Annotated in this window: 18 protein-coding genes; all 18 read right to left on the reverse strand. The window is 55.6% G+C overall.

The window, feature by feature from the left end:
* Positions 1–363, reverse strand: a complete 363-nt coding sequence (srlB, locus tag ACI2J2_RS20565) for a PTS glucitol/sorbitol transporter subunit IIA (RefSeq protein WP_209638258.1) — start codon at positions 361–363, stop codon at positions 1–3.
* 22 nt (positions 364–385) lie between these two features.
* Complete coding sequence (locus ACI2J2_RS20570) at positions 386–1,366, reverse strand: PTS glucitol/sorbitol transporter subunit IIB (protein WP_404760746.1); 981 nt, start codon at positions 1,364–1,366, stop codon at positions 386–388.
* A gap of 15 nt (positions 1,367–1,381) precedes the next feature.
* A complete protein-coding gene (locus ACI2J2_RS20575; protein WP_209638254.1) occupies positions 1,382–1,930 on the reverse strand; it encodes a PTS glucitol/sorbitol transporter subunit IIC in 549 nt (182 codons plus the stop codon).
* A gap of 266 nt (positions 1,931–2,196) precedes the next feature.
* Positions 2,197–3,246, reverse strand: coding sequence for a class I fructose-bisphosphate aldolase (gene fbaB / locus ACI2J2_RS20580; protein WP_012146277.1), 1,050 nt, complete (start codon positions 3,244–3,246; stop codon positions 2,197–2,199).
* 206 nt (positions 3,247–3,452) lie between these two features.
* Positions 3,453–4,139, reverse strand: coding sequence for a GntR family transcriptional regulator (locus ACI2J2_RS20585; RefSeq protein WP_209638250.1), 687 nt, complete (start codon positions 4,137–4,139; stop codon positions 3,453–3,455).
* Between the two features lie 106 nt (positions 4,140–4,245).
* Complete coding sequence (locus tag ACI2J2_RS20590) at positions 4,246–5,736, reverse strand: mannitol dehydrogenase family protein (protein WP_404760747.1); 1,491 nt, start codon at positions 5,734–5,736, stop codon at positions 4,246–4,248.
* A gap of 49 nt (positions 5,737–5,785) precedes the next feature.
* The gene (locus ACI2J2_RS20595; RefSeq protein WP_265555391.1) at positions 5,786–7,075 is read right to left on the reverse strand and encodes an MFS transporter; all 1,290 of its coding nucleotides are present in this window, start codon (positions 7,073–7,075) and stop codon (positions 5,786–5,788) included.
* 86 nt (positions 7,076–7,161) lie between these two features.
* A complete protein-coding gene (locus ACI2J2_RS20600; RefSeq protein ID WP_404760779.1) occupies positions 7,162–8,178 on the reverse strand; it encodes a Zn-dependent oxidoreductase in 1,017 nt (338 codons plus the stop codon).
* A gap of 14 nt (positions 8,179–8,192) precedes the next feature.
* Positions 8,193–9,407: a D-mannonate dehydratase ManD gene (manD, locus tag ACI2J2_RS20605; protein ID WP_209638245.1), complete on the reverse strand. Its 1,215-nt coding sequence runs from the start codon at positions 9,405–9,407 to the stop codon at positions 8,193–8,195.
* Positions 9,408–9,623: 216 nt separating this feature from the next.
* Positions 9,624–10,538 carry a lipid kinase YegS gene (yegS, locus tag ACI2J2_RS20610; protein WP_404760748.1) on the reverse strand — a complete coding sequence of 305 codons (915 nt, stop codon included), beginning with the start codon at positions 10,536–10,538 and terminating at the stop codon, positions 9,624–9,626.
* A 476-nt stretch (positions 10,539–11,014) separates the two neighbouring features.
* Entirely contained in the window at positions 11,015–12,367 is a 1,353-nt protein-coding gene (yegQ, locus tag ACI2J2_RS20615; RefSeq protein WP_209638243.1) for a tRNA 5-hydroxyuridine modification protein YegQ, read from the reverse strand.
* Between the two features lie 301 nt (positions 12,368–12,668).
* Positions 12,669–13,007: a YegP family protein gene (locus ACI2J2_RS20620; protein ID WP_209638242.1), complete on the reverse strand. Its 339-nt coding sequence runs from the start codon at positions 13,005–13,007 to the stop codon at positions 12,669–12,671.
* 301 nt (positions 13,008–13,308) lie between these two features.
* Positions 13,309–14,025 (reverse strand): two-component system response regulator BaeR, encoded by a 717-nt coding sequence (gene baeR / locus ACI2J2_RS20625; RefSeq protein WP_209638241.1) that lies wholly within the window; start codon positions 14,023–14,025, stop codon positions 13,309–13,311.
* Complete coding sequence (baeS, locus tag ACI2J2_RS20630) at positions 14,025–15,407, reverse strand: two-component system sensor histidine kinase BaeS (protein ID WP_265555396.1); 1,383 nt, start codon at positions 15,405–15,407, stop codon at positions 14,025–14,027. Before baeS ends, baeR begins: the two co-directional genes overlap by 1 nt.
* Positions 15,407–16,837: an MFS transporter gene (locus tag ACI2J2_RS20635; RefSeq protein ID WP_265555397.1), complete on the reverse strand. Its 1,431-nt coding sequence runs from the start codon at positions 16,835–16,837 to the stop codon at positions 15,407–15,409. The genes baeS and ACI2J2_RS20635 overlap by 1 nt, the downstream gene beginning before the upstream one ends.
* A gap of 10 nt (positions 16,838–16,847) precedes the next feature.
* Positions 16,848–19,928: a multidrug efflux RND transporter permease subunit MdtC gene (gene mdtC / locus ACI2J2_RS20640; protein WP_265555399.1), complete on the reverse strand. Its 3,081-nt coding sequence runs from the start codon at positions 19,926–19,928 to the stop codon at positions 16,848–16,850.
* Positions 19,925–23,044, reverse strand: coding sequence for an MdtB/MuxB family multidrug efflux RND transporter permease subunit (locus ACI2J2_RS20645; protein ID WP_404760749.1), 3,120 nt, complete (start codon positions 23,042–23,044; stop codon positions 19,925–19,927). Before ACI2J2_RS20645 ends, mdtC begins: the two co-directional genes overlap by 4 nt.
* Positions 23,044–24,291 carry an MdtA/MuxA family multidrug efflux RND transporter periplasmic adaptor subunit gene (locus ACI2J2_RS20650; protein ID WP_404760750.1) on the reverse strand — a complete coding sequence of 416 codons (1,248 nt, stop codon included), beginning with the start codon at positions 24,289–24,291 and terminating at the stop codon, positions 23,044–23,046. Before ACI2J2_RS20650 ends, ACI2J2_RS20645 begins: the two co-directional genes overlap by 1 nt.
* Positions 24,292–24,477 lie beyond the last annotated feature (186 nt).

Consider the following 24,477-nt stretch of genomic DNA (forward strand, 5'->3'; position numbering starts at 1 on the left):
TTATGCGATAAATTTCAGCGTACTGCCTATCGGAATATCAATCGGCGTGGTGCCGGAAACATGGATCGAGCCGGGAAATTCGGCCTGGGTTTCCCCGTCAAAACGCACGGTAAGGTGGCCCAATTCACGCAAATTCTGGTTAGCGACGCTGCCGACGGCTGTGATCGGGTAGCGTTGATCCGCCAACTCCATCCATCCACCCGCGAGCAGTTCACCAAGGGTATTGCCGTGCTGGTGGATAAAACAAAACTCTTCGATGTCTGCCGGTGCTCCTTCACGAAAGGTGATCAGCATGTCATCACACAGCGCATCGCGAGCAGAGCCGCCAATCTGGGTGATGGTGGTTTGAAAAATGGTGTTCATAACTAGCCCCTGGCGGTAAGTGTTATTGATAGATGAAGGCCGAGGCGGCCCAGGCGATCAGCACGGTGGGCGCGCCGGTCAGGAAACGCCCGACCAATACCGAAGGCACACCGACCCGCACCGTGTCCTGTTTGGCTTCTGCCAGCGACAGGCCCACGGGAATAAAGTCGCAGGCGGCTTGCGCATTGATCGCGAACAGGGCGGGCAGTGCCAGCTGCGGCGGGATATGGCCCAGGCCAATCTGTACCCCGACCAGCACACCGATTACCTGAGCGATCACCGCGCCGGGACCCAGGAAAGGGGACAGCAGCGGGAAGGAGCAAATCAGCGCCAGCGTCACCAGGCCAATGGGGCTGTTGGCTAACGGTGTCAGACCGTGGGCGATAAAATCCCCAAGACCGGACGCCATGATGATGCCGATTAGCGCCGAGACGAACGCCATAAACGGCAGAATGGTTTTCAGGACGGTGTCGATGGTGTCGCGACCCGCCTGGAAAAACACGGCCACCACAGATCCCATGCCCATGCCGACTTTTGCCAAGAGGCCGTCACTCTGCTCGGTGATTTTTTTACTGGTGTCGTAATCCCGTCCCCTTGACTGAGTGGCGGGGGCGGCTTGCACCGCATCTGTTTCCGACGCTACCAGGCTGATGTTGTTATCGCGCACCCCAGAAACGTAGATGTCCTCGAGAATAAACTTTGCCAGTGGGCCGGATTGTCCGGTGGCGTGGATATTGACCGTCGGAATACGGCGTTTAGGGTACAGGCCACAGCGTAGGGTACCGCCGCAGTCAATCACCATCACACCAATCTCGTCCGCCGGCGGTTCACCTTCCTTGAAGCCGTCGACGGCGGGCCAGCCAGTCAGTTCGCTAAGCCGGTCGACGATCGATGGGCGGGTGCCCGCAGTGATGTACACCACTTTTTTGCCCGGCTCGATCGGCAACTGTAATGGGCCGCCCCAGCCGCTGGCGCCTTTCTCAATACGGATATAAGCACTCATGCTGCACTCCACGGGTTAAAGTTGCACCTGACGATCCAGGCGGATGCCCATCTTGCGTTCAAACAGGCTGGTGGTGAGATCGGTTACCCAACCGCGGAAGAAGTTGGTAAACAGCCCGACCAGAAAATAGCTCACGGCCAGTGGCCCCAGCGGCAGGCCGAGGGTGGTCAGCCCGCTGGCGATGCCGAGATAAACGAACAGTTCGCCGGGATTGATATGCGGGAACAGGCCATTCATGGAGTGGCAGCTGTAAGATGCTGCTGCGTAGTAGCTGGGTTTATATTTCTCGGGCATAAAACGGCCGAGGCTGAGGGTCATCGGGTTACAAAAAACAAAGGTGCCGAGCAGCGGCAGCAGCAGATAACGTGAAACCGGGTTTCCCGCGCAGCGCTGCGCCAAGCGTTCAATACGTTCCTGGCCAACAAATTTAATCAGCGCGTTCATAATGACCAACAAGCTGATTAACAAAGGTAAAATGCCTGTCACCATGCCGACAAACACCTCACCGCCTTTCTGAAACAGGCCGATAAACCATTCGGCACCCTGAGTGATTAGCTCAATCATTATTGTTCTCCTGTGATGGAAGGTATGGCCTGGAGCAAAACGGCAGCTCTGTCGCCATGGGCCTTACACTAATCACTTCACGGATTCATTTGTTTTAAATAGATCACATTTTGAAAGATAAATATTTTATTGTGAAAGTTTCTTATGAAAGAAAAATAACATCGAAGCACGGTGACCGTGAGAATGGAAAGGGGAATCAGCAGATAAAAGACATGAAAAAGCCCGGCGTACCGGGCTGGAGAGAACTCTACTTGCTGTCGCCGTGATCAGGCGATGGTCACTTTCTTGTCCAGATAGGTGTCCTGAACGGCATTGATCAACGCTACACCTTCTTTCATCGATTTCTTGAACGCTTTACGCCCCAGGATCAGGCCCATGCCGCCGGCACGTTTGTTGATAACGGCAGTACGCACCGATTCTTGAAGGTCGTTTTCACCGGCAGCGCCGCCGGAGTTAATCAGCCCGGCGCGGCCCATATAGCAGTTGGCCAACTGGTAACGCACCAGATCGATCGGGTGGTCAGTGGTCAGCTTGCTGTAGACGCGGTCATCGGTATAACCGAATTTCACCGCGCGGTAGCCGCCGTTATTTTCCGCCATTTTCTGCTTAACGATATCGGCGCCAATGGTGGCGGCAATATGGTTGGCCTGACCGGTAAGATCGGCGCTGGAATGATAATCCACCCCGTCTTTATTGAATGCCGGATTACGCAGATAGGCCCACAGCACGGTGACCATACCCAGCTCATGAGCACGCTCAAAGGCGCTAGAAATTTCCTCAATCTGGCGGCGTGACTGTTCAGAACCAAAGTAAATGGTGGCCCCGACCGCGACGGCACCCATGTTGAAAGCCTGCTCGACGCTGGCATACAGCGTCTGGTCGTATTGGGTTGGGTAGCTCAGGGTTTCGTTATGGTTCAGTTTGACCAGGAACGGAATTTTGTGCGCATAGCGGCGTGACACGGACGCCAGCACGCCGTAAGTGGAGGCGACGCAGTTACAACCGGCCTCAATGGCCAGTTCGACGATATTTTTCGGATCGAAGTACAACGGGTTGGCAGCAAACGACGCGCCGGCAGAATGCTCAATGCCCTGATCAACCGGCAAAATTGACAGGTAGCCGGTGCCAGCTAAACGACCGTGATTAAGCAGGCTTTGCATGGAACGCAAAACGGTGTTGGGACGGTTGTTATCGATCATTATCCGGTCAACAAAGTCGGCGCCCGGTAGGTAGAGATTCTCAGCAGGGATGGTAGTACAGCGGTGTTGCAACAGGTCTTCCGCTTCCTTTCCTAACAACTGTGCAATATCAGTCATGATTAACTCCCGATTAGCTTCTTCATAACACCGGTAGGGCAAGGTATCTGACCACCGGCGCAGTAAAAAGCGGTGATTGAAGCTGATAGAACGATATTAATGAAATCCTGACAGCAAGGAGAAACAATAGATGCGATTGAGAGGAAATGCCATTTGCATGGCCAAATACGTGGGGGCGATCGCCCCCTTGACGGCCAGGCCGCTGATTATTCTGCGTCGAACCACTCGGTATTTTGCAGGGCGATAGGGGTGATTGAGTAAATCATTTCTTGTAGATGCTCGTGGATGGCACGCTCGGCGGCGTCTGCATCCTGCGCCTTCAGCGCGGCAAAAATACGGTAGTGCTGTTGGATTAGGCTCTCCGGTGGTGAGACCTCACTCAGGCTGAGAAAACGCACTCGGTCCATGGTGGCCTTGATGGTTTCGATGGTCTCCCAGGCCAACGGGCAGTCCGCGAACTGGGTCAACAGTTGGTGAAATTCATCGTCCAACGTCAGAAACTCACGCGTCTGCTGGTTTTGTGCCGCCAGCTCCTGACGATGCAAGTTATGCTCCAGCGTCATCAGTTGTTCCGGTGTGATCCGTTCCGCCGCACGCCGCACGATCGCGCATTCCACCGCCTGACGGATAAAGCGCCCGTCGGCCACCCGCTTGGCAGAAATCTTCATCACAAACGTCCCGCGTTGCGGCAGGATCTGCACCAATCCAGCCTCTGCCAATTTGATAAAGGCTTCGCGCACCGGTTGGCGAGAAACACTAAAGCGGGTAGAAATCTCTTTCTCGGACAACAGTGTACCGGGGGGAATGGTGCAATCGACGATATCCTTGCGCAGGAAACGGTAGACTTGCTGATTGACCGGGAGATTATTGGTGAGGCTGTAGGATTCAGACATGGTGACAACGCATTACCAAGCTTGAGTGTGAATGCCACCATACTAGCAGATTATCCGCTGGCTGCGGACGGATAAATCCTTCCGCAGCTTGTCGAACAAAGCCATTTTACGCTGTCGGTGAGGAACAGCCGAGCGGCAATCCTGCCACGCAAGCCTTGGCACCTTGTGTCAGCAGTTGCCGATAGGCATCGGTCACCGCCCCGACAAAACGCGGATCATCGGGCAGATCATGGCCGAAGACGGTATCAAGTTGCAGTAAGGCCAGCACCCGTTCAGGGCCTTCGCGACTGTTGCTGACCACATTGGCGAGGCGTTCCCGTAATGGATCGCTTATCTCGATGGCCTGACCTTGCTCATCCTGACCGCCGACGTATCGCATCCAACCGGCAACGCCTAACGCCAGGCAGTCAACGTTGCCGTCGCGTGCCAGATGCCAGCGAACGGCGTCCAGCAAGCGCTGCGGCAGTTTTTGGGTACCGTCCATGGCGATCTGCCAGGTTCGGTGTTTCAGTGCGGTGTTGCGGTAACGCGCCAGCAGCGACTCAGCGTACTGCGCCAGATCCACGCCGCAGACTTGCAGCGTCGGGGCCTGTTCCGCCAGCATCAGATGGCGCGCCGCACGCTCGAAATAGGCATCCTGCATACTGTCGCTGATGTGGGTATAGCCTGCCAAATAGCCCAAATAAGCGAGGAACGAGTGGCTGCCGTTGAGCATCCGCAGCTTCATTTCTTCGTAGGGCAGCACGTCGCTCACCAACTCGGCACCGGCTTTTTCCCACTGGGGGCGGCCCTGTGGGAAGTTATCTTCGATCACCCATTGGCGGAACGGCTCGCAGGCGACACCGAGCAGATCGGCTACGCCACCCAGCAATGCCTCCGTATGTTGCTGGGTTTCTGCCGTGACCGCCGGGACAATGCGGTCGACCATCGTTGAGGGAAACGCGACATGCTGTGCGATCCACGCTGTTTGGCCATTGTCTTGCCGTTGTGCCAGCTGCGTTAACACGTTGCGAGTCATCTGACCGTTGGCGGGCATATTGTCGCAGGACATCACGGCAAACGCAGGCAACCCACGTTCCCGGCGCAGACGCAGTGCGGCCAGGATCAACCCCGGCGCGGAACGTGGTTGCTGTGGATGAACAATATCATGCTGAATATCCGGGTGTTCTGACAGCAACTGGCCGTTGGCGGGGTGATAACAATAGCCTTTCTCGCTGATTGTTAACGAAACGATGGCCACTTCCGGTTGCGCCATGGCGTCCAACACGGCGTCCAATCCGTCGACCTGCAGGTGCAGAGCCTGCCTGACAACGCCAATCACTTGACCGTGCCAATCGGTATCGTTCATTTCGGCAACCGTATACAGCAAATCCTGCCGCTGTAGATCGGCGATTTTTTGCCTGCCGTTGTGCATGCTGATCACGCAGTAACCCCAGTCGCTGGCGTGATCGTTAGCCAGTTGTTCGGCATACACAGCCTGATGCGCGCGGAAAAATGCGCCAAAGCCAACGTGCACGATGCGTGGTTTAAGCCGTTCTCGATCGTAATCCGGCTGGGCAATTGCCGCCGGCAGTGCGCTGTTAGGGGAAAGTATCATGCTGGAATTCCTGACAGAGGGACAGGGCGGCGATGGCCGCCCGATTGCATTAGGATTTTGAGATTTGCGGTTGCGCGGTATTGCGCGGTGCTTTGATCACCAACAAGACCAGTACCGCACCGAGCGCCGCCACGCCGCCTGCCAGCATAAAGGCGCTGTCGAATTTGCCGGTGTTTTGCACAATATAGCCGGTAACTATCGGGCCGATAATGCCGGAAACGCTACCGACCAGGTGGATGAAGCCGCTGGCACCCCCGACGCGGGATTTATGCACAACGTCTTGAATGATTGCCCAGTAAATAGCGCCGGTGATGTACAGGAAGAAGATCGACACTGACATCAGCATTACCGCCGGGACCACACTGCTGACGGTACCAGCCAGTGCGACGCAGATAGCTGCCGCCAGCAAGCTGGTGACCAACACAATCTTGCGCGACAGCAGCAGCTTGCCGGTAATATTGAAAATCTTGTCAGAGATATACCCGCCGAGCGCCAACCCGACAAAACCGACAATCCACGGAATCATGGTGGTGAGGCTCATTTCCTTGATGTTCAGGTTATGTGCCTGCACCAAATAGGACGGAAACCAGCTCAGGAAGAAGAACAGGATATAGTTGTAGCAGAAGAAGGCGAATGCAGTGACCAAGATAATCGGTTGTTTCAGGTAGTAGCCCAGGCCGTGTGCGGCATGGCTCAGTTCTTCCTCTGCACTGTGAGTCTCTTCTTTCATTTGGTTAATCAGCGCGAGTTCTTCATCGCTGACGCGTTTACTTTTCGCCGGGTTATCTGCCACCACAAAGAACCACACCAGCATCCAGACAATGCCGATCGAGCAGATAATCATAAACGCGGGCCGCCAACCGAACGCCAGCGCCAGATAACCGACGATCGGCCCCGCGACGGCACCGCCCAAAGGGGAACCGGCGCTGAGCAGGCCCATTGCGGTCGCCGCCTGTTTTTTCGGGAACCAGCCGTTGATCATTTTATTGGCGGAGGCGCAGATCGGCCCTTCGGCCATGCCGAACAGCACGCGCAAGATCAGCATGGAATAGAAGCCGGTGGCTAACGCCGTCATGCCGCAGAAGATTGACCACAGGCCAACGGCGATGCCGAGAACCAACGTTGGGCCGAATTTGTCTACTGCCAGCCCGCCGATAAAGTTAAAGATGGCGTAACCGAAGAAGAAGCTGCCAAAGATGATGCCGAACTGTTCGGCATTCAGCATCAGATCTTTCTCGATCATTGGCACGGTAATCGACAGCGCGACGCGGTCGAGGTAGTTGATCATGTAAACCATAAACAGCAGGAATACGATGGTCCAACGCAGATTCTTAAACATGAAAGCACTCCACTTGATGTTGTTTTAATCGCGATGCTTTGTTGTCTGCAAGGGCGGTATCACCGCCCGATGCCCCGGTGAAAAAACTAACTAAATTGCAGTAACACTTTGCAGCAGGTGCGCTGGTCTTGTTCGAACATCAACATTGCCTGCTCGACGTCTTCGGCGGGTACGCAATGGGTGATTAATTTCTGTGGGCTGATTTTCCCGCTGGCCATCCAATCGATGACCTGCGGGAAGCGTGCACTGTTTAGGCGTGAGGAGAAAATCGACAGCTCTTTACTGGTGATGCTTTGTTGGGTCAGGGTACAGGCGTCACCGGAGAACCCCATAATACCGATACGCGCTGCCGGTGAAGCAAGATGAATGGCCTCCTGCAAAATACTCGGGTGGCAGGCTGCGTCAACAATCAACGTCGGGCGGATACCACGTTGTTCCAGTTCTGCAGACAGCGACGCGTCGGCGTTATTGAATGTCCAGTCGGCCCCGTTCTCCTGTGCCATCATCAGGCGTTCAGGAATACGATCGGTGACGATCACGTGCTTCACGCCGTAAACGCCTTTCAGCGTTTGGATCACCGTTAACCCCATTGGCCCGGCCCCGTAGATCAACGCAATATCGTCGGCGTTGGGTTGCAGGTGGGCAGTAATATTGGCGGCAATGGTGAAGGGTTCTATCATGGCGGCGTGACGGTCGCTGATGTTATCTGCAATAGGGTAGGCATTGCGCGCCGGGGCACAGGCATAATCGCTGAACCCGCCGTCCCGATGTACGCCGATCACCTGTAGTTCGGTACAAACGTTGGGGCGACCGATAGAACACGGGTAGCAATGACCACAGCTGACGACCGGATCGACGGAAACGCGTTCGCCAAGGCGTTGTGGATCAACCTCGCTACCGACCTGGTCAATCACGCCAAAAAATTCATGACCGATCACGCGCGGATAGCGGGCGAACGGGTTGTGACCATGATAAATATGTACATCAGAACCACAAATACCGGCAAATTTAACCTTTACGCGTACTTCATCGGCGGCGGGCTGCGGCAAGGGGCGCTGTTGGATAGTCAGCCGACCGGGCTGTTCAATAACCACGCTGTGCATGGTGCGTCCTCCTGTTACCAATTCCATAAGGTGCCATCCTCCAGGCGTGCGACCGGCAGATAAGCGGGCTCGTAGGGATAACGGGCAGCCCGTTTTTCATCGAACTCAATGCCCAGGCCCGGTTTGTTGCCGGGGTGCATATAACCGTCGTTGAAACTCCAGTTATGTGGGAAGACCTCGAGCATTTGCTCGGAATAACCCATGTATTCCTGAACGCCGAAGTTCGGTACCCACAGATCAAAGTGCAGCGCCGCCGCCATGCAGATGGGCGACAGATCGGAGGGGCCGTGTGAGCCGGTACGCACTTGATACAGCGAAGCAAAATCGGCAATGCGGCGCATGCCGGTGATCCCGCCAGCGTGGGTGAGGGTGGTACGGATATAATCGATCAGTTGTTCTTCAATCAGTTGCTTGCAGTCCCAGATGCTGTTGAACACTTCGCCGACGGCGATGGGTGTGACGGTATGCTGGCGGATCAGGCGGAAGCATTCCTGGTTTTCCGCAGGCGTTGGATCCTCCATCCAGAACAGCCGGTACTGCTCAATGCTTTTACCAAAGCGCGCAGCCTCAATGGGCGTTAGCCGGTGGTGCATGTCGTGCAGCAAATGCTCATCGAAGCCGAACCGGTTGCGCACGGCGTCGAACAGCTTGGGGGTGAAGTCGAGGTACTTTTCCGTTGACCACAACTGCTCTTCCGGCCAGTTGCCCTTGGTGGCCGGCTCATACGCCAACCCCTTGCCCTTGGCCATGCCATAAGTGGTTTTCATGCCCGGTACGCCGCACTGCGCGCGGATGGCCTTAAAGCCCAATTCTTTATGCTTGGCGTAGTCATCGAGGACTTCGTCGATGGAATGACCGGTGGTATGGCAGTAAACCATCACGCCGGTGCGTGATGCGCCGCCCAATAACTGATACAGCGGCATGTTGGCGGCCTTACCCTTGATGTCCCACAAGGCCATGTCTACGGCGGAGATGGCAGACATGGTGACGGGGCCGCGCCGCCAGTAGGCGCCTTTGTAGAAGAATTGCCAGATGTCTTCGATCTGGTGTGCGTCTCGCCCGATCAATTGTGGGCAGACGTGATCTTTCAGATAGGACGCAACCGGCAGTTCACGGCCATTAAGCGTTGCGTCGCCGATACCGGTAATTCCGTCGTCAGTGGTGATCTTTAGCGTGACAAAATTCCTGCCTGGGCAGGTCACAAATACCTCTGCGTTAATGATCTTCATAACGGCTAATCCTCTTCCCAAGGGTGATTCGAATGGGCAAAAAATACGCCATGAACTAACTACCATACAAGTATGATTTAAAGGATTTGCCGGAGAAGATCACATTTCATCGCAGAATAAAGTGCAGAGGACAGGGGGATGTTAAGGGGGGCGGCACAGAGGCTGTGCCAGCCTACCTGGGGCGCTCAACGTTCTGCTGGGCGCCGCTGGCAGCGATTAACGTGAAGACGTCTGTCCGAGTAGTTCGCAATTAGGGGGCAGGCGGCACTCGATGGCATTGGGCAGGACTTCAATGCGGAAGCGGGTTCCCTTCAGCGGTTCTCCGTCGAGATTAAACGTCATCTCATGGGGGGCACTGATTTCCAACCAGGGTAACGCGGCGCCGATAACGTTTTTGTTTTCTTCACCGTTAAACAGGCTAGCCACCAATGCCGGCAATAACTCGTCCGCGATCAGTAGGCGTAGTTGCAGCAATCCGTCGTTGATAAGGGCATCTGGGCACAATTGCTGTCCACCTCCGGCCTGTTTGCCGTTACCGATGCCAATCACCAACGCATCACCGGCCCAATGGAAATCCGGCCCACGGATTTCGCAGCGATCGGCCTTGAGCGTATCCATGCGCAACAGGCCGTGGATAAAGTAGGAAACACCGCCCAGCACCGCCTTTAGCTTTTCTGGCGTCTCGGTAGTGATTCGGGTGCCGAAGCCGCCCGTCGCCATATTGATAAAATAGCGTTTATCATTCACCTTCGCCAAATCGATAGGGACGGCGCGGCCTTTCATCGCCAACCGTAGCGCCTGTTCCGGCATCGGTGGGATATTGCAGGCCATGGCGAAGTCGTTGGCCGTGCCCAGAGGCACAATACCCAGCGCGGGCCGTTTATCTGCGGGTAAGGCGGTCAGCGCGGCGGCAACTTCGTTGATCGTGCCATCGCCCCCGCCGGCAATCAGCGTGGCTACCCCCAGTTGCCAGGCTTCCTGTGCATAACGCGCGGCGTCCCCATATTCCCAGGTAACGCGAACATGCAGTGTCAGGCCTTCATCCCGCAGCGTTTGTACTGCAATACGGAGCTCTTCGTTGCCGGCGCTTTTACCATTAATGATAAGAAGCGCGGGTGCTGATGGATGCATTCCTGATATCTCCCGGCTAAAAACAGATAGTGATCAACGATAAACTACCTATCGGCGGCAGACCATAAGAATATTCAGTTAATTCGGATGAATAACCATTACACAGTGGTTATCTCTGAATGATTGGCTTAATTTGAGATATATGTCGTAGCCGTGTTAACGATTTTAGTTAATGAATTAACTTATCGCTGTAGCATTATTTTTATATCGAAATAGTTGTGAGCGTTATTAAAGACAGAGGTGGCATGTAATTGAAATATCATGGATATATTTTTATCGATATTTCTTTTCTACCAAAGAAAAAGCCAGTCCAAGGGAGATTGGACCGGCTAAGGAGGTGGTTCCTAGTATTGCTATGCAAATATTTTTCGTTCTTAGTTTTAAGCAGCCTGATGGTAACCAAGCTGCGAACTAATTGATGTGATCCAATTCTAATATTTGCTAAAAAACGCCCTTAAAGCCGCGTAATCTGCATTTTATGCCGCAGGACTATTGGTATCCGGCAAATTTCTGATCAGCAGCGCGTAATTGAGATCGATATCTTGTGGGATCGGCAAATAAACGATATGCCCATTGCCAGGCGCCACGTCGATCGCCTCGCCTTTCTTATTTTGCATGCTCTCCAGGGTAAACAGGACGTTACCGCCGGGGGTCATCATTTCTACGCTATCACCGAGCAGGAACTTGTTTTTCACATCGACTTCAGCCCAACCGTCACGGCGCACGCCGGTAAATTCACCGACAAACTGCTGACGTTCAGACAATGAAGAGCCGTAATCGTAATTTTGCTGCGCGTCATGCACGTGGCGACGCAGGAAACCTTCGGTGTAACCGCGATGCGCCAGGCCTTCCAGCGTGGTGAGCAATGTGGCATCGAACGGTTTGCCGGCAACCGCGTCGTCGATAGCGCGGCGGTAGACTTGTGCAGTGCGGGCGCAGTAGTAGAAGGATTTGGTGCGGCCTTCGATTTTAAGCGAATGTACGCCGAGCTGTGTCAGACGTTCCACGTGCTGAATGGCACGCAGATCTTTCGAGTTCATGATGTAAGTGCCGTGTTCATCCTCGAAGGCGCTCATATACTCGCCCGGTTTTTGGGCTTCTGAGAGCATGAACACTTTGTCGGTTGGCGCACCGATACCCAATGTTGGTTCAACGGTTTGTACCGGGATAGGCTCATGGATATGCACGATATTACCGGTATCGTCTTCTTTGCCTTCTTCCGCTTTGTACTGCCAGCGACAGGCGTTGGTGCATGTGCCCTGATTCGGATCGCGTTTGTTGATATAACCGGACAACAGGCAGCGGCCGGAGTAGGCCATGCACAGGGCGCCATGAACGAAAATCTCCAGCTCCATGTCTGGCACTTGAGTGCGGATCTCGGCGATCTCTTCGAGCGACAGTTCACGCGACAAGATCACCCGCGTCAGCCCCATTTGCTGCCAGAATTTCACCGTTGCCCAGTTCACCGCATTTGCCTGCACAGACAGGTGAATATCCATGTGCGGGAAGGCCTCACGCACCATCATGATCAGGCCGGGATCGGACATGATCAGCGCGTCGGGGCCCATGTCGATCACAGGTTTAAGATCGCGCAAGAAGGTTTTCAGTTTGGCATTGTGCGGAGCGATATTCACGACCACGTAGAATTTCTTACCCAGTGCGTGGGCTTCGTTAATGCCCTGCGCCAGGTTCTCGTGATTGAATTCGTTGTTGCGCACCCGCAGGCTGTAACGTGGCTGGCCGGCATACACCGCGTCAGCACCATAGGCAAAGGCGTAACGCATGTTTTTCAGCGTGCCGGCCGGGGAGAGGAGTTCCGGAGTAAACATAATGAGTCTCGGTCTGATTTCAGGTCAGTATACCTCTGTCTTTATAACCGCAGCGCTGTTGGCGGTATTCGTTCATCCTGGTCACTGGGTTTACCAAGCGCCTGGAGACTCACGAATTTGCCGCCTGGCTGCGGTAGGAAAGCCAGTGGGTATAACGCGCCCCAAATGGCGCAGTAAAAGCGGGGAATTGTAGCGGTAGCGCGGCAAGAAATCAGCAGGTAACCGGATTTATTACAGGGAGATTGATCCTGGTCATAAGAAAAACGCGCGATGGCGGCCATCGCGCGCCGCACAGATGCTGTTATGCGCTTACATCGCGCACGTCGGTGCTCGGGCCATTCTTGATCACCGACTGAATACCGTTTTTTGCCGCAGTTTCAGAGCTGTACATTTCGCTGACGCCGATTACCTGATGGTTTTTGGCTTTCAGGACAAAGTAAGGCTGATTGCTGGTGCTGTGTTTCAGTTCATATTGCGCTTCGTGAGGTGAATTGGTTTGCACAGAGGCAATGCCATTTTCCGCCGAGGCTTTGCTGGCGTACATCTCACTGGCCAAAATGATTTCGCCATTACTGGCTTTCAGGTTGAAGTGGTACTGTCCATTCTTTGCTTTTTTCAGCTCATAGTGACCGATTGCCATGGTTCCTCTCCTGTGGGTTCCGATAAGTGATGTAAGTGTAGCCAATAGCGTGAAACTGAGCGGCTAACAAACCTTATCTGAGAAGCGTAGCGCAAAAAATACGCAATTTTTTTGCGCTGGCGTTGAGTTTCAATCAGCGAATCGTGCTGTAGCACAGGAAGCTAACGGAGGATTGTGATGGCACAAGGCGGCGTGGCTTACCGCCGCACACGCGCAGAGCCGCGGTGCGACGTGAGTGACTCACTACCGGGCATTCGGCATGCTGCCGGGGTTGGCGGTAGAGGACCGGACGTCCGGCCGGTTAAAGTCCATTTACCAGCCGACAGGCCTCGGCTTCCCAGCGGTATCCCACACCGTATACCGAACGGATGAAGGATTTTTCTCCGTCGATCAGCTCCAGCTTACGCCGCAGGTTTTTGATATGGCTGTCGATGGTGCGATCGGTCACTACTCGGTAGTCGTCATACAGGTTGTTCAACAGCTGTTCGCGTGAGAATACGTTACCTGGCTGGCTGGCGAGGGTTTTCAGCAGACGAAATTCTGCGGGCGTGAGATCCAGCATATGGTTCTGATAGCTGGCCTGAAAACGCGGTTCATCGATGTGAAGCTGCGTTTCTTCCTGCGAATTATCCAGCGGGCGATGGCAGCGGCGCAGGATGGTTTTTACTCGAGCGACCACTTCACGCGGGCTGTAAGGCTTGCAGATATAATCGTCTGCACCGATCTCCAGCCCCAGCAAGCGATCGATCTCCTCAATCTTCGCCGTCACCATCACAACCGGGACATCGGTAAAGCGGCGCAGTTCGCGGCAAACCGTCAACCCATCGGCCCCCGGTAGCATCAGATCCAACAGGATCAGTGCAGGGCTATGCTCATGTACCGCAGGCACCACCTCGCTGCCGTTGGTCAGCCAATGCGTGGCGTACCCTGCAGCCTGCAGATAATCCACCAACAGCTGACCGAGTTTGGGTTCATCTTCAACAATCATAATCTGCAACGGTTGATTCTGGGTTTCCATCATGACGCCTTATTCATTAACGGGGTGGCAAATTCTACTGTAATCCGCACGCCGCCTAAAGGCGAGTGCTGTGCGTGGATCGTCCCGTTGTGCGCTTCCACAATATTTTGACAGATCGACAGCCCCAGACCCGAGCCGCCGCTGGCGCGATTGCGCGAACCTTCGGTGCGGTAGAAACGTTCAAAAATACGCGCCAACTGTTCGTCAGTGACGCCAGGTGCACTGTCTTGCCAGTAAACACGCAAGCAGTCTGGCGATTGTTCAGCGCCGATTTCCAACTTACCGCCCGCGTCGGTGTACCGCAGGCTGTTTTCCAGCAGGTTATTAAATAGCTGGTTGAGGCGATCGGGATCGCCAAACAGCGGTGCCTGTTCAGGCAGCAGAGTCACAATCTCCAGCCCCTTGGCACGAAACCGCTCGCGGAAACTGGCAACCGCAATTTGCAGTAGATGCACACAGTCGACCGGGGATTTACGGTAGGCGAGTGCGCCCAGATCGGATAACGACAGCTGATGCAGATCGTCCACCAGCTTGGTCAGGGTAGAGACTTCTGCCTGCAACGAATTGAGTGAAGCGGGGGTGGGTTGGCGCACGCCGTCCTGTAACGCTTCCAGTTCGCCGCGCAATACCGCCAACGGGGTGCGCAACTCGTGCGAGACGTCAGCCATAACGGCGCGCCGCATCTGTTCGTTTTTTTCCAGAGAGGTGGCAAGCTGGTTAAAGTCCTGTGCCAGCCGCCCTAACTCATCCTGGCTGCTGACCGCCACACGGGTGCTGAAATCCCCCGCGGCCAGCCGATGAGTACCGGCAACCAACCGTTTGACCGGGGCCAGCAACCCGCGCGACATTAGCCAGGTAACGGCCGCCGCTAACAGTGTGGAAAGGGCGACAATCATCCAACTGGTGCGCCTTTGCTGTTGATCGAAATTAATGTCGGTGTTGCGCGTTAGCCTCTCTATTGGGGTGGTGATCACCCAACCGACAATTTCATTGTTGTAACGAATAGGATGGCGCGGGCCTTCTTTCGGCACCGGGCCTGAATGGCCCACCAGGCGGTTAAACTGGCTGTCTACCACCCAGAACTGGGTGCGCCACCCCTTGGGCGGCAAGTTGTGGCTGCTGTCGCTGTTTTGTTCGAACGAGCGCATGATCTGGTAAATCACCTGATCGTTATTGCGCAGAAAAACCCAGTTGCCGTGGCGACTGTATTGTTCTTCCAGCGCTTCACTCAGCATGTTGATACGTTGTTCGTTGCTGTTCTTGATGTAGTCGATAAAGCCGCGTTCAAAGCTAACACGAACGCCCCAATGCATGGTGATTAACACCAGCATGCAGGTGGCGAAAATGGCCATGAACAGCTTGCCGGTAATGCCTAGTTTCATTATTGCAACCTCGTGGTGCCGGTCCCCGGCTCTTTGGTCAGCGTACGGTTGGGCGCGGTATCAGCCGGGACGCGGGCGAAGGCCAGTGCGGGCAGGGCAATGATCAATGCCATGCAGCAGTAGCTGTAAATAAATGCGCTGTGAATTGCCGGGCTGTCGGTGACCACCTGATGATGGGCAAAGCTGCCAATAAGAATACCGGCGAGGCTGACGCCGAGGCTCATCGACAGTTGCATCACCATCGAAAGCAGGCTGTTCCCACTGCTGGCTAGCCTGTCCGGCAGGTCCTTGAGCGTGAGGGTGTTCATTGCCGAGAAGCGCAGTGAATTGACCATTCCCTGGAAGAACAGCACCACGGGCAAAAGCCAGATCCAGCCGATCATCGCCACCAACGGGAAACTGAGGCTGACCAGCGCCAGCATCAGCGTGGCGGCCACCAGCACATTGCGGTACCCAAAACGGTTAACGACCCGTACCACAATCCGCTTCATTCCCATACTGCCGATGATCATCGGGATCATCATCAATCCGGCGTGGAACGGGGAAAACCCCATGCCAACTTGCATAAATAGCGGGGTCATAAACGGCAACATACCGCTGCCGATACGGCCCAGCAGGCTTGCCGTCAGCCCCACCTTGTAGGTCTGCGTTTTGAACAGCCTGAGTGAGAATAACGCGCGACTGTTGCCGTGCGCATGCCACCAATAGCCGGCCAATGCCGCCACACCGGCTGCAACCAGGCCTGAGATAGCGGTCGCCGACAGCCCCATCCCTTTGTGTCCATCAAGCGCCAGGGTCAGCGTCGCCATGCCGATCGCCAGCATGATAAAACCGCTGATGTCAAAGCGCCGCGTCTGCATACGGTAGTTAGGCATTAACAATAGCGTGGCGATGGCCCCGGCAATGCCGACTGGAATATTGATCAGGAAAATCCAGTGCCAACTGGCGTACTGGACGAGAAATCCACCCAGTGCCGGCCCCATCAGTGGGCCGATTTGGCCGGGTAGGGTGACGAAGGTCATCGCTGCCATGTACTGTTCGCGCGGGACGATTTTCATCACCGTCAACCGGCCAACCGGCACCATCATCGCCCCGCCAATCCCCTGAATGACCCGCGAGGCGATCAGCTCATTGAGGGTTTCAGAACGGGCACACAGGATGGAACCCAGCGTGAACAGGACGATGGCGCTGAAAAATACCCGCTGCACCCCAACCCGGTCCGCCAGCCAGCCGCTGGCGGGCAGCATCACCGCTACCGTCAACACATAGGAAACGATCACGGACTGCATGCGCAGCGGATTCTCCCCCAGGCTGACGGCCATCGACGGCAGGGCGGTATTGACGATGGTGGTGTCCAGCGTCTGCATGAAGAAGCCGAACGCCACAATCCAGAGTTGCCACTGTACTGAGGCGGTATGTTTTATGAGCATCAGGCAACCATTATTGAGGCAGCGGAACCAATTTCTTGCCGCGACGTAACTTCATCTGCAATCGGTCAAAATACAGATAGACCACCGGCGTGGTGTACAGCGTCAACAGTTGGCTCATCACCAGCCCACCGGCGATGGTGATCCCCAGCGGTTGGCGCAATTCAGCACCGTCACCGCTGGTTAGCACCAGCGGCAGAGCGCCGAACAACGCGGCCAATGTGGTCATCATGATCGGTCTGAAACGCAGTAGACATGCCTGGAAAATGGCATCACGTGCGCTGATACCGCCGTTGCGCTGCGCATCAAGAGCGAAGTCGACCATCATGATGGCGTTTTTCTTCACAATGCCGATCAACAGCATGATGCCAATCAATGCTATCAGGCTGAACGGCGCCCCGAAAAGCTCCAGCGCCAGCAATGCACCCACGCCTGCGGAGGGCAGGGTGGACAAGATAGTCAGCGGATGAATATAACTTTCATAGAGAATACCGAGCACGATATATACCGTGGCTATCGCCGCCAGGATCAGGATCACCTGGGATTTCAGCGTCTCCTGGAAGACCTGCGCCGTTCCGGCAAAGGCGCCGCGTACGGTCGAGGGAACGCCGAGCGCAGTCATGGCACGGGTTACGGCATCGGTAGCATCCCCCAGACTGTAACCGAGCGGCAGGTTAAACGAAATGGTCGAGGCGGCAGAAAGCCCCTGATGGTTTACGGCCAAAGGCGCATTGGCCGGCTGCCAGTGGGCAAAGTAGGACAAGGGGATCGCTTTGCCTTCACTGTTGATAATGAACATTTTATCCAGAGAGCTGACGTCTTGCGTATAGGCCGGAGCCACCTCCATGACCACCTTGTACTGATTGAGCGGTTGGTAAATGGTGGATATCTGGCGCTGGCCAAAAGCGTTGTCGAGCAGGTTATTGGCGTCGGAAACCGAGATACCCAGCCGCGCCATGGTGTCACGGTCATAAATCAGGTCCATTTCCGAGCCTTTATCCTGTTGATCCGAGTTGACGTCTGCCAATTCGGGCAGCGCGGCCAGGGCGGTGCGGATTTTAGGCTCCCAGGTGCGCAGGGCGCTCAAATCGTCAGAAAGTAGGGTGTACTGATAGCTGGCATTGGCCTGTCTGCCGCCCACGCGAATATCCTGAACGGCCATGAGGAACAGGCTGGCACCCGGTTCCTTCGCCAATTTTGCGCGCAAGCGGGCAATCACCTGTTGAGCGCTTTCCTTGCGTTCGGACAGCGGTTTCAGGGAGATAAACATTGAACCGCTGTTGGTGCGCGAACCGCCGGTAAAGCCTGTGACGTTATCCACGGCGGGGTCATCACGCACAATGGTCATAAAATCTTGCAGCTTCACGCGCATCGATTGGAACGAGATACTCTGGTCAGCCTGAATTGATCCCATCAGGCGACCGGTATCCTGCTCCGGGAAAAAGGTTTTTGGGATGCTGATGTACAACCAAACATTCAGTGCCACGGTGGCCAACAGTACAACCAGCACCCAACGCGAATGATTGAGCACCCAGTTCAGCGAACGCCCGTAGCCTTGTTGCAGCTTCAACAACAGTTTGCCAAAACCCCGAACCCGCCGCTGCGAGTGTGCCGGTTGCTGGCGCAGCAAATAGGCGCACATCATTGGCGTCAGGGTCAAAGATATCAGTAATGACAGGCCGATCGACACTGACAAGGTGACGGCAAATTCGCGGAACAGACGGCCAGGCAGACCGTCCATCAAGAGCAGCGGAATAAACACCGCCACCAGCGACATACTCATCGAGAGCACGGTAAAACCGACTTCACGGATCCCTTGCAGAGCGGCCTGGAGCGGTTTCATACCGGCTTCGACGTGGCGCGAGATATTCTCCAGGACCACGATGGCGTCGTCCACCACAAAGCCCGTCGCGATCGTGAGCGCCATCAGTGACAGATTGTTCAGGCTAAAGCCGCACAGGTACATGGCGGCGAAGGTACCAATCAGTGAAACCGGTACGGCGACTGCCGGGATCAACGTGGCGCGCCCGGAGCGCAGGAAGGCAAAAACGACCAGGATCACTAACGCAATGGCGATCACCAGCGATTGTTCCACCTCGGCCAGTGAGGCACGAATGGTCGGAGAACGGTCCTGGGCAATGTTCAATTTGATCGACGCGGGGATGCTCTCCCTCAGGTTTGGCAGTTCCGCGCGGATACGATCGACGGTATCAATAATGTTGGCATCGGGCGAACGGCTTACCACCAGCAGAATGGCCGGTTGGGCATTGGTCATCCCGGCATTGCGGACGTCCTGGACCGAATCAATGACGTCAGCGACGTCGCTGAGGCGTACGGCTGAACCGTTGTTGTAATGCACGATCAGCGGCTTGTAGCCTTCTGCCTTCTTGATTTGATCGTTGCTTTGTATCTGCCAGCGTTTGTCCTGGCTTTCCGCCGACCCCAGCGGCGTACGCAGGTTGGCGTTGCTGATAGCCTGGCGCACACTGTCCAGTGATACGCCCTGGTTAAACAGCGCGGACGGATTTAACTCGACGCGCACTGCCGGCAGGGAGCTCCCGCCCACGGTGACATCGCCTACGCCATCGGTCTGCGAGATTTTTTGCGCCAATTGGGTGGACGCGAAGTCATAAAGTTGCCCCTGGTTGTAAGTATCGGACGTCAGCGTCAGGATCATGATCGGCGCGTCGGAGGGGTTCATCTGGCGATAGGTGGGGCGGCTTGGCATGCCGGAGGGTAGCAGGCTTTGTGCCGCGTTGATCGCCGCCTGCACGTCACGCGCAGCGCCATTGATATCACGGTTAAGATCAAACTGCAGGATAATGCGGGTGCTGCCCAGTGAGCTCATGGAGGTCATTTCATTGACCCCGGCGATGCGGCCGAGTGCGCGCTCCAATGGCGTGGCGACAGAGGTCGCCATGGTTTCTGGATCGGCGCCCGGCAGAGTGGCAGTGATAGAGATCACCGGGTAGTCTACCTGCGGCAAAGGGGCGACCGGCAACAGGCTAAACCCCAGCGCCCCGGCTAACGCAATCGCCAGCGTCAGCAGGGTCGTCGCGACCGGCCTAAAGATAAACAGCGAGAAGAATTTCACGGTGTCTCCTGCGATTCTTCTTTGACGTGAGTATTGCGCGCCAGTTTGTCAAACAGCAGGTAAATCACCGGGGTGGTAAATAACGTCAGTATCTGGCTCATGATCAGGCCGCCCACCATACAGATGCCGAGCGGGCGGCGCAGCTCTGCGCCCACACCGGTACTGAGCATCAGCGGAAGTGCCCCTAGCAACGCGGCCAGCGTGGTCATTAAAATCGGCCTAAAGCGCAGCAGACAAGCCTGATAGATCGCGTCATACGGCGTCATGCCCTGTTCACGCTCGGCGGCGAGCGCGAAGTCGATCATCATGATGGCGTTTTTCTTCACGATACCGATCAGCAAGATGATGCCGATAATGGCGATCACGTCCAGCTCGCTGCCGGCCATCATCAAGGCTAGCAGCGCACCGACCCCGGCGGTTGGCAGCGTGGAGAGGATAGTGACCGGGTGGATAAAGCTCTCATACAGCACGCCCAGTACGATATACATTGCCACCACGGCGGCCAGGATAAGCCACAGCGTATTGCCGAGTGCGGCCTGAAACGCCAGCGTTGCCCCTTGGAATTTGGTGGTGATGTCTTTCGGCATGTTGAGGTTTTTCTCAACCTGGGTAATGGCATTGACCGCCTGCTCAAGTGAATACCCCTCCGCCACGTTGAACGACACCGTGGTGGCTGGGAATTGGTCAAGATGGTTGATGGATAACGGCCCGTTGCGCTGCTCGATTTTAGCAATCGTGTTCAGCGGCACGATGGTGCCGTTACTGCTGGTCAGGCGGATATCGTTCAAAGCAGCCAGGCCCGGTGTAGCCTGCACGTCATGCACCAGCACCACGCGATACTGGTTCGCCTGAGTGTAGATGGTGGAGATTAACCGCTGGCCAAAGGCGTTATACAGCGCGCTGTCCACGTCGCTCATTTGGACACCCAACCGAGAGGCTGAGTCGCGATCGACGTTGATATAGGCTTCCAACCCCTGATCTTGCCAGTCGCTGCTGACGTCTTGCAATGCCGGGGTTTGTCGCAGTTCATCGACCAACTGTGGCACCCATTGACTGAGCTGCTCCAGCGACATGGCTTGCAGGGTAAACTGGTACTGGGTACGGCTGACCTGCGTATCGATGGTCAAATCTTGCACGGGTTGCAGATACAAATTCAGGCCGGGTAGCTTAGCGGCCTGTTGCTGCATCCTGTTGATGATTTCTTGCAGGCTGCCGCTGCGTTCGCTCAGGGGTTTGAGGTTGATTTGCAGACGGCCGCTGTTAAGGGCGGCATTGGTGCCATCCACGCCGATAAACGAGGTGAGGCTTTCCACTGCCGGATCTTGCAGCAGTTGGGCGGCCACCTGTTGTTGCAGTTCTGCCATTTTACTGAAGGATACCGACTGCGGTGCTTCCAGCGTGCCCTGTATCAAACCATTATCCTGAATGGGGAAAAACCCTTTCGGAATAAACAGATACAGCAGCACCGTGAGCGCCATGGTACTCAGTGCCACGCCGAGCGTTAACCACTGGTGATCAAGCACTTTTTTCAGCCAAACGCCGTAGCCGGCAATCACGCGCTCGAAGAAACGCTCAGAAGCAGCAGAAAAACGGTTCTGCTTGCGCAGCGATTCATGGCTCAGCATGCGTGCGCACATCATTGGCGTCAGCGTCAGGGAAATAAAGGCCGAAATCAAAATCGCAACGGCCAGCGTGACGGCAAACTCACGGAACAAGCGGCCGACAATATCCCCCATAAACAGCAGCGGGATCAGCACCGCCACCAGTGAGAAGGTCAATGAAATAATGGTGAAGCCGATTTCACCGGCACCTTTTAACGCGGCATCGAGCGGTTTCTCGCCTTTTTCGATATAGCGAGAGATGTTTTCGATCACCACAATCGCGTCATCGACCACAAACCCGGTGGCAATAGTCAGTGCCATTAACGTCAGGTTGTTGATCGAAAAGCCGAGAAAGTACATGACGGCAAAGGTGCCGATCAGTGACAGCGGCACCGCAACGCTCGGAATTAGGGTGGCAGGCACGTTACGCAGGAAGATGTAAATGACCATCACTACCAGGGCGACAGCCAGTAGCAGCTCAAATTGCACGTCGCTGACGGAGGCGCGAATAGTGGTAGTACGGTCCGTCAGTACCTTGACGTCGACTGACTTCGGCAGGCTTTTGATCAGCGTGGGCAACATCTCACGGATGCTGTCGGCGGTGGTAATGACGTTGACCCCCGGCTGGCGCTGGATGTTCAGCACGATCGCCGGCTGCTTGTTGGCCCAGGCGGCCAGCCGGGTATTTTCGGCACCCTGTTCAACGGTCGCAATATCCTGCAACCGAATCGGCGCGCCATTTTTATAAGCGACAATCAGCTGACGATATTCATCGGCTGACTTCATCTGATCGTTGGCGGACAGCGTGACTGAACGCGCCGGGCCGTCCAGGCTCCCCTTGGCCGAGTTGACGTTGGCACCGGTAATGGCCGTGCGAACCGTTTCGCTGTCCAGTCCATTGGCGGCCATGGCGGGGGCATTGAGTTTAACGCGTACGGCAGGCCGTTGACCGCCGGACAGCGTCACCAACCCAACGCCGGTCACCTGGGATATTTTCTGTGCGACCCGGGTTTCCACCATATCCTCCACCTGGGTCATCGGCATGGCGGTTGAGGTCACGGCCAGCGTCAAAATAGGCGGATCGGCAGGGTTAACCTTGCTGTAAATGGGGGGGTAGGGCAGGTCGGTCGGCAGCAGGTTCGTGGCAGAGTTAATCGCTGCCTGCACTTCCTGTTCGGCGACATCTAACGACAGTGCCAATTGGAATTGCAGCGTGATCACCGATGCGCCGCCGGAGTTCTGCGACAGCATTTGTTTAAGCCCGGACATTTGGCCGAATTGGCGTTCCAGCGGGGCGGTAATTGCCGATGTCACGACATCTGGACTGGCGCCGGGGTATAACGTCACCACTTGAATGGTGGGGTAATCTACTTCAGGCAAGGCAGATACTGGCAGTGAGCGATAACCGATAATCCCCGCCAGCAAGATAGCCACCATCAACAGCGTGGTGGCTACTGGGCGCAAGATAAATAGGCGGGATGGACCACCACCGGGGTTCGGTGTCATCACCTGCATCAGGATTTCTCCCGCTTGGTATGCGGTTTGGCACTGCTGTCAGTCGTTTTGGTCTGCGGTGTGACCACTTCCACTTTCATGCCTTCAATCAATTGGTCAATACCGTCGGTCACTACCCGTTGTCCGGCGTTGAGCCCGCTGGCGATAACCACATTTTGGCTGTCTTCAATACCCAGGGTCACGAGATGCTTACTGACCTTATTTTCTGCATCCATGGTCCAGACGAAGTTACCTTCGTTGCCCATTTGCACGGCGGCGGTAGGCACCACGACCGCGTCCTGCAATGTTGCGACTTTCAGGCGCGCATTCACAAACTGGTTAGGGAACAGCGCATCGTCTTCGTTGGCGTATTGCGCTTTCAATTTAATCGTACCGGTGGTGGTGTCGATCTGGTTATCAAGGCTGAGCAGGCTGCCCTGCGCCAACAGGGCTTTATTGGTGCGGCCCCAGGCATCCACGCTCACCGGGCCGGCCTTCTGCGCCTTGACGATATCGCTGATATTGCCTTCCGGCAGGGTGAACACCACGTCGATCGGATGGGTTTGCGTGATCACTACAATGGCAGTGGTGCCGCTGGTGATGTAATTCCCCATATCCACCTGCTTCAACCCGACGCGCCCTGAGATAGGTGCAATGATCTTACTGTACGTCAACTGCAGCTGCGCGCTGTCGACGGCGCCTTGGTCTGCCTTAATGGCCCCTTCCGTTTGCTGGACCAACGACACTTGGGTATCCAGCTCTTGGCGTGAAATCAGATTGGTTTTGACCAGCTGCTGGTAGCGTGCCAGATCGCGTCGCGCGTTAGCGAGCGTGGCCTGATCTTTTGCCAATTGGCCTTGTGCCTGAGTTAACAGAACCTGGTAAGGGCGAGGATCGATCACGGCCAGCAAGTCCCCGGCTTTTACCTGTTGCCCTTCGGTGAAATGCAATGACATCAATTGTCCGTCAACCCGACTGGTTACGGTGACAGTATTGGCGGCAGTGACCGTGCCCAGACCGATCAGGTAGCGGGGAACGGTCTGCTGGGTAGCCGTCGCGGCCTGTACCGGTGATATAGAGCCACCACGTCGGCCACCTGCGTGGCTTGCACCCGCTGGATTCGCACCGGTGCGATGTGCACTCGGCGCCGTCTCTGCGGCTGGCTGCGCTGCGCTGAAGTGACGCCAAATCAATACGGCGGCAATAGCCACGATGATGACCACCAGCAGGCGCAGTATCAGTGAACGACGAGGGTTTTTTGCATTCATGGTGGCGAAAATCTCTCCAAAGGGCAGGTGCGTGGGCACGCATTGCCAAAAAAATACACTCCTTACAGAATACTAGTTTAGCGAGGAAAGACGGCATAAAAATGAAGGAAATATGGAGGAACCGTCAGCATTGTCCGAATAAGTTGTAGATTTGATCGTGCTATGTTTATAAGCGATGGCATCCGG

The organism is Serratia sp. NPDC087055 (assembly GCF_044900985.1).
In the GTDB taxonomy this organism is placed as follows: domain Bacteria; phylum Pseudomonadota; class Gammaproteobacteria; order Enterobacterales; family Enterobacteriaceae; genus Serratia.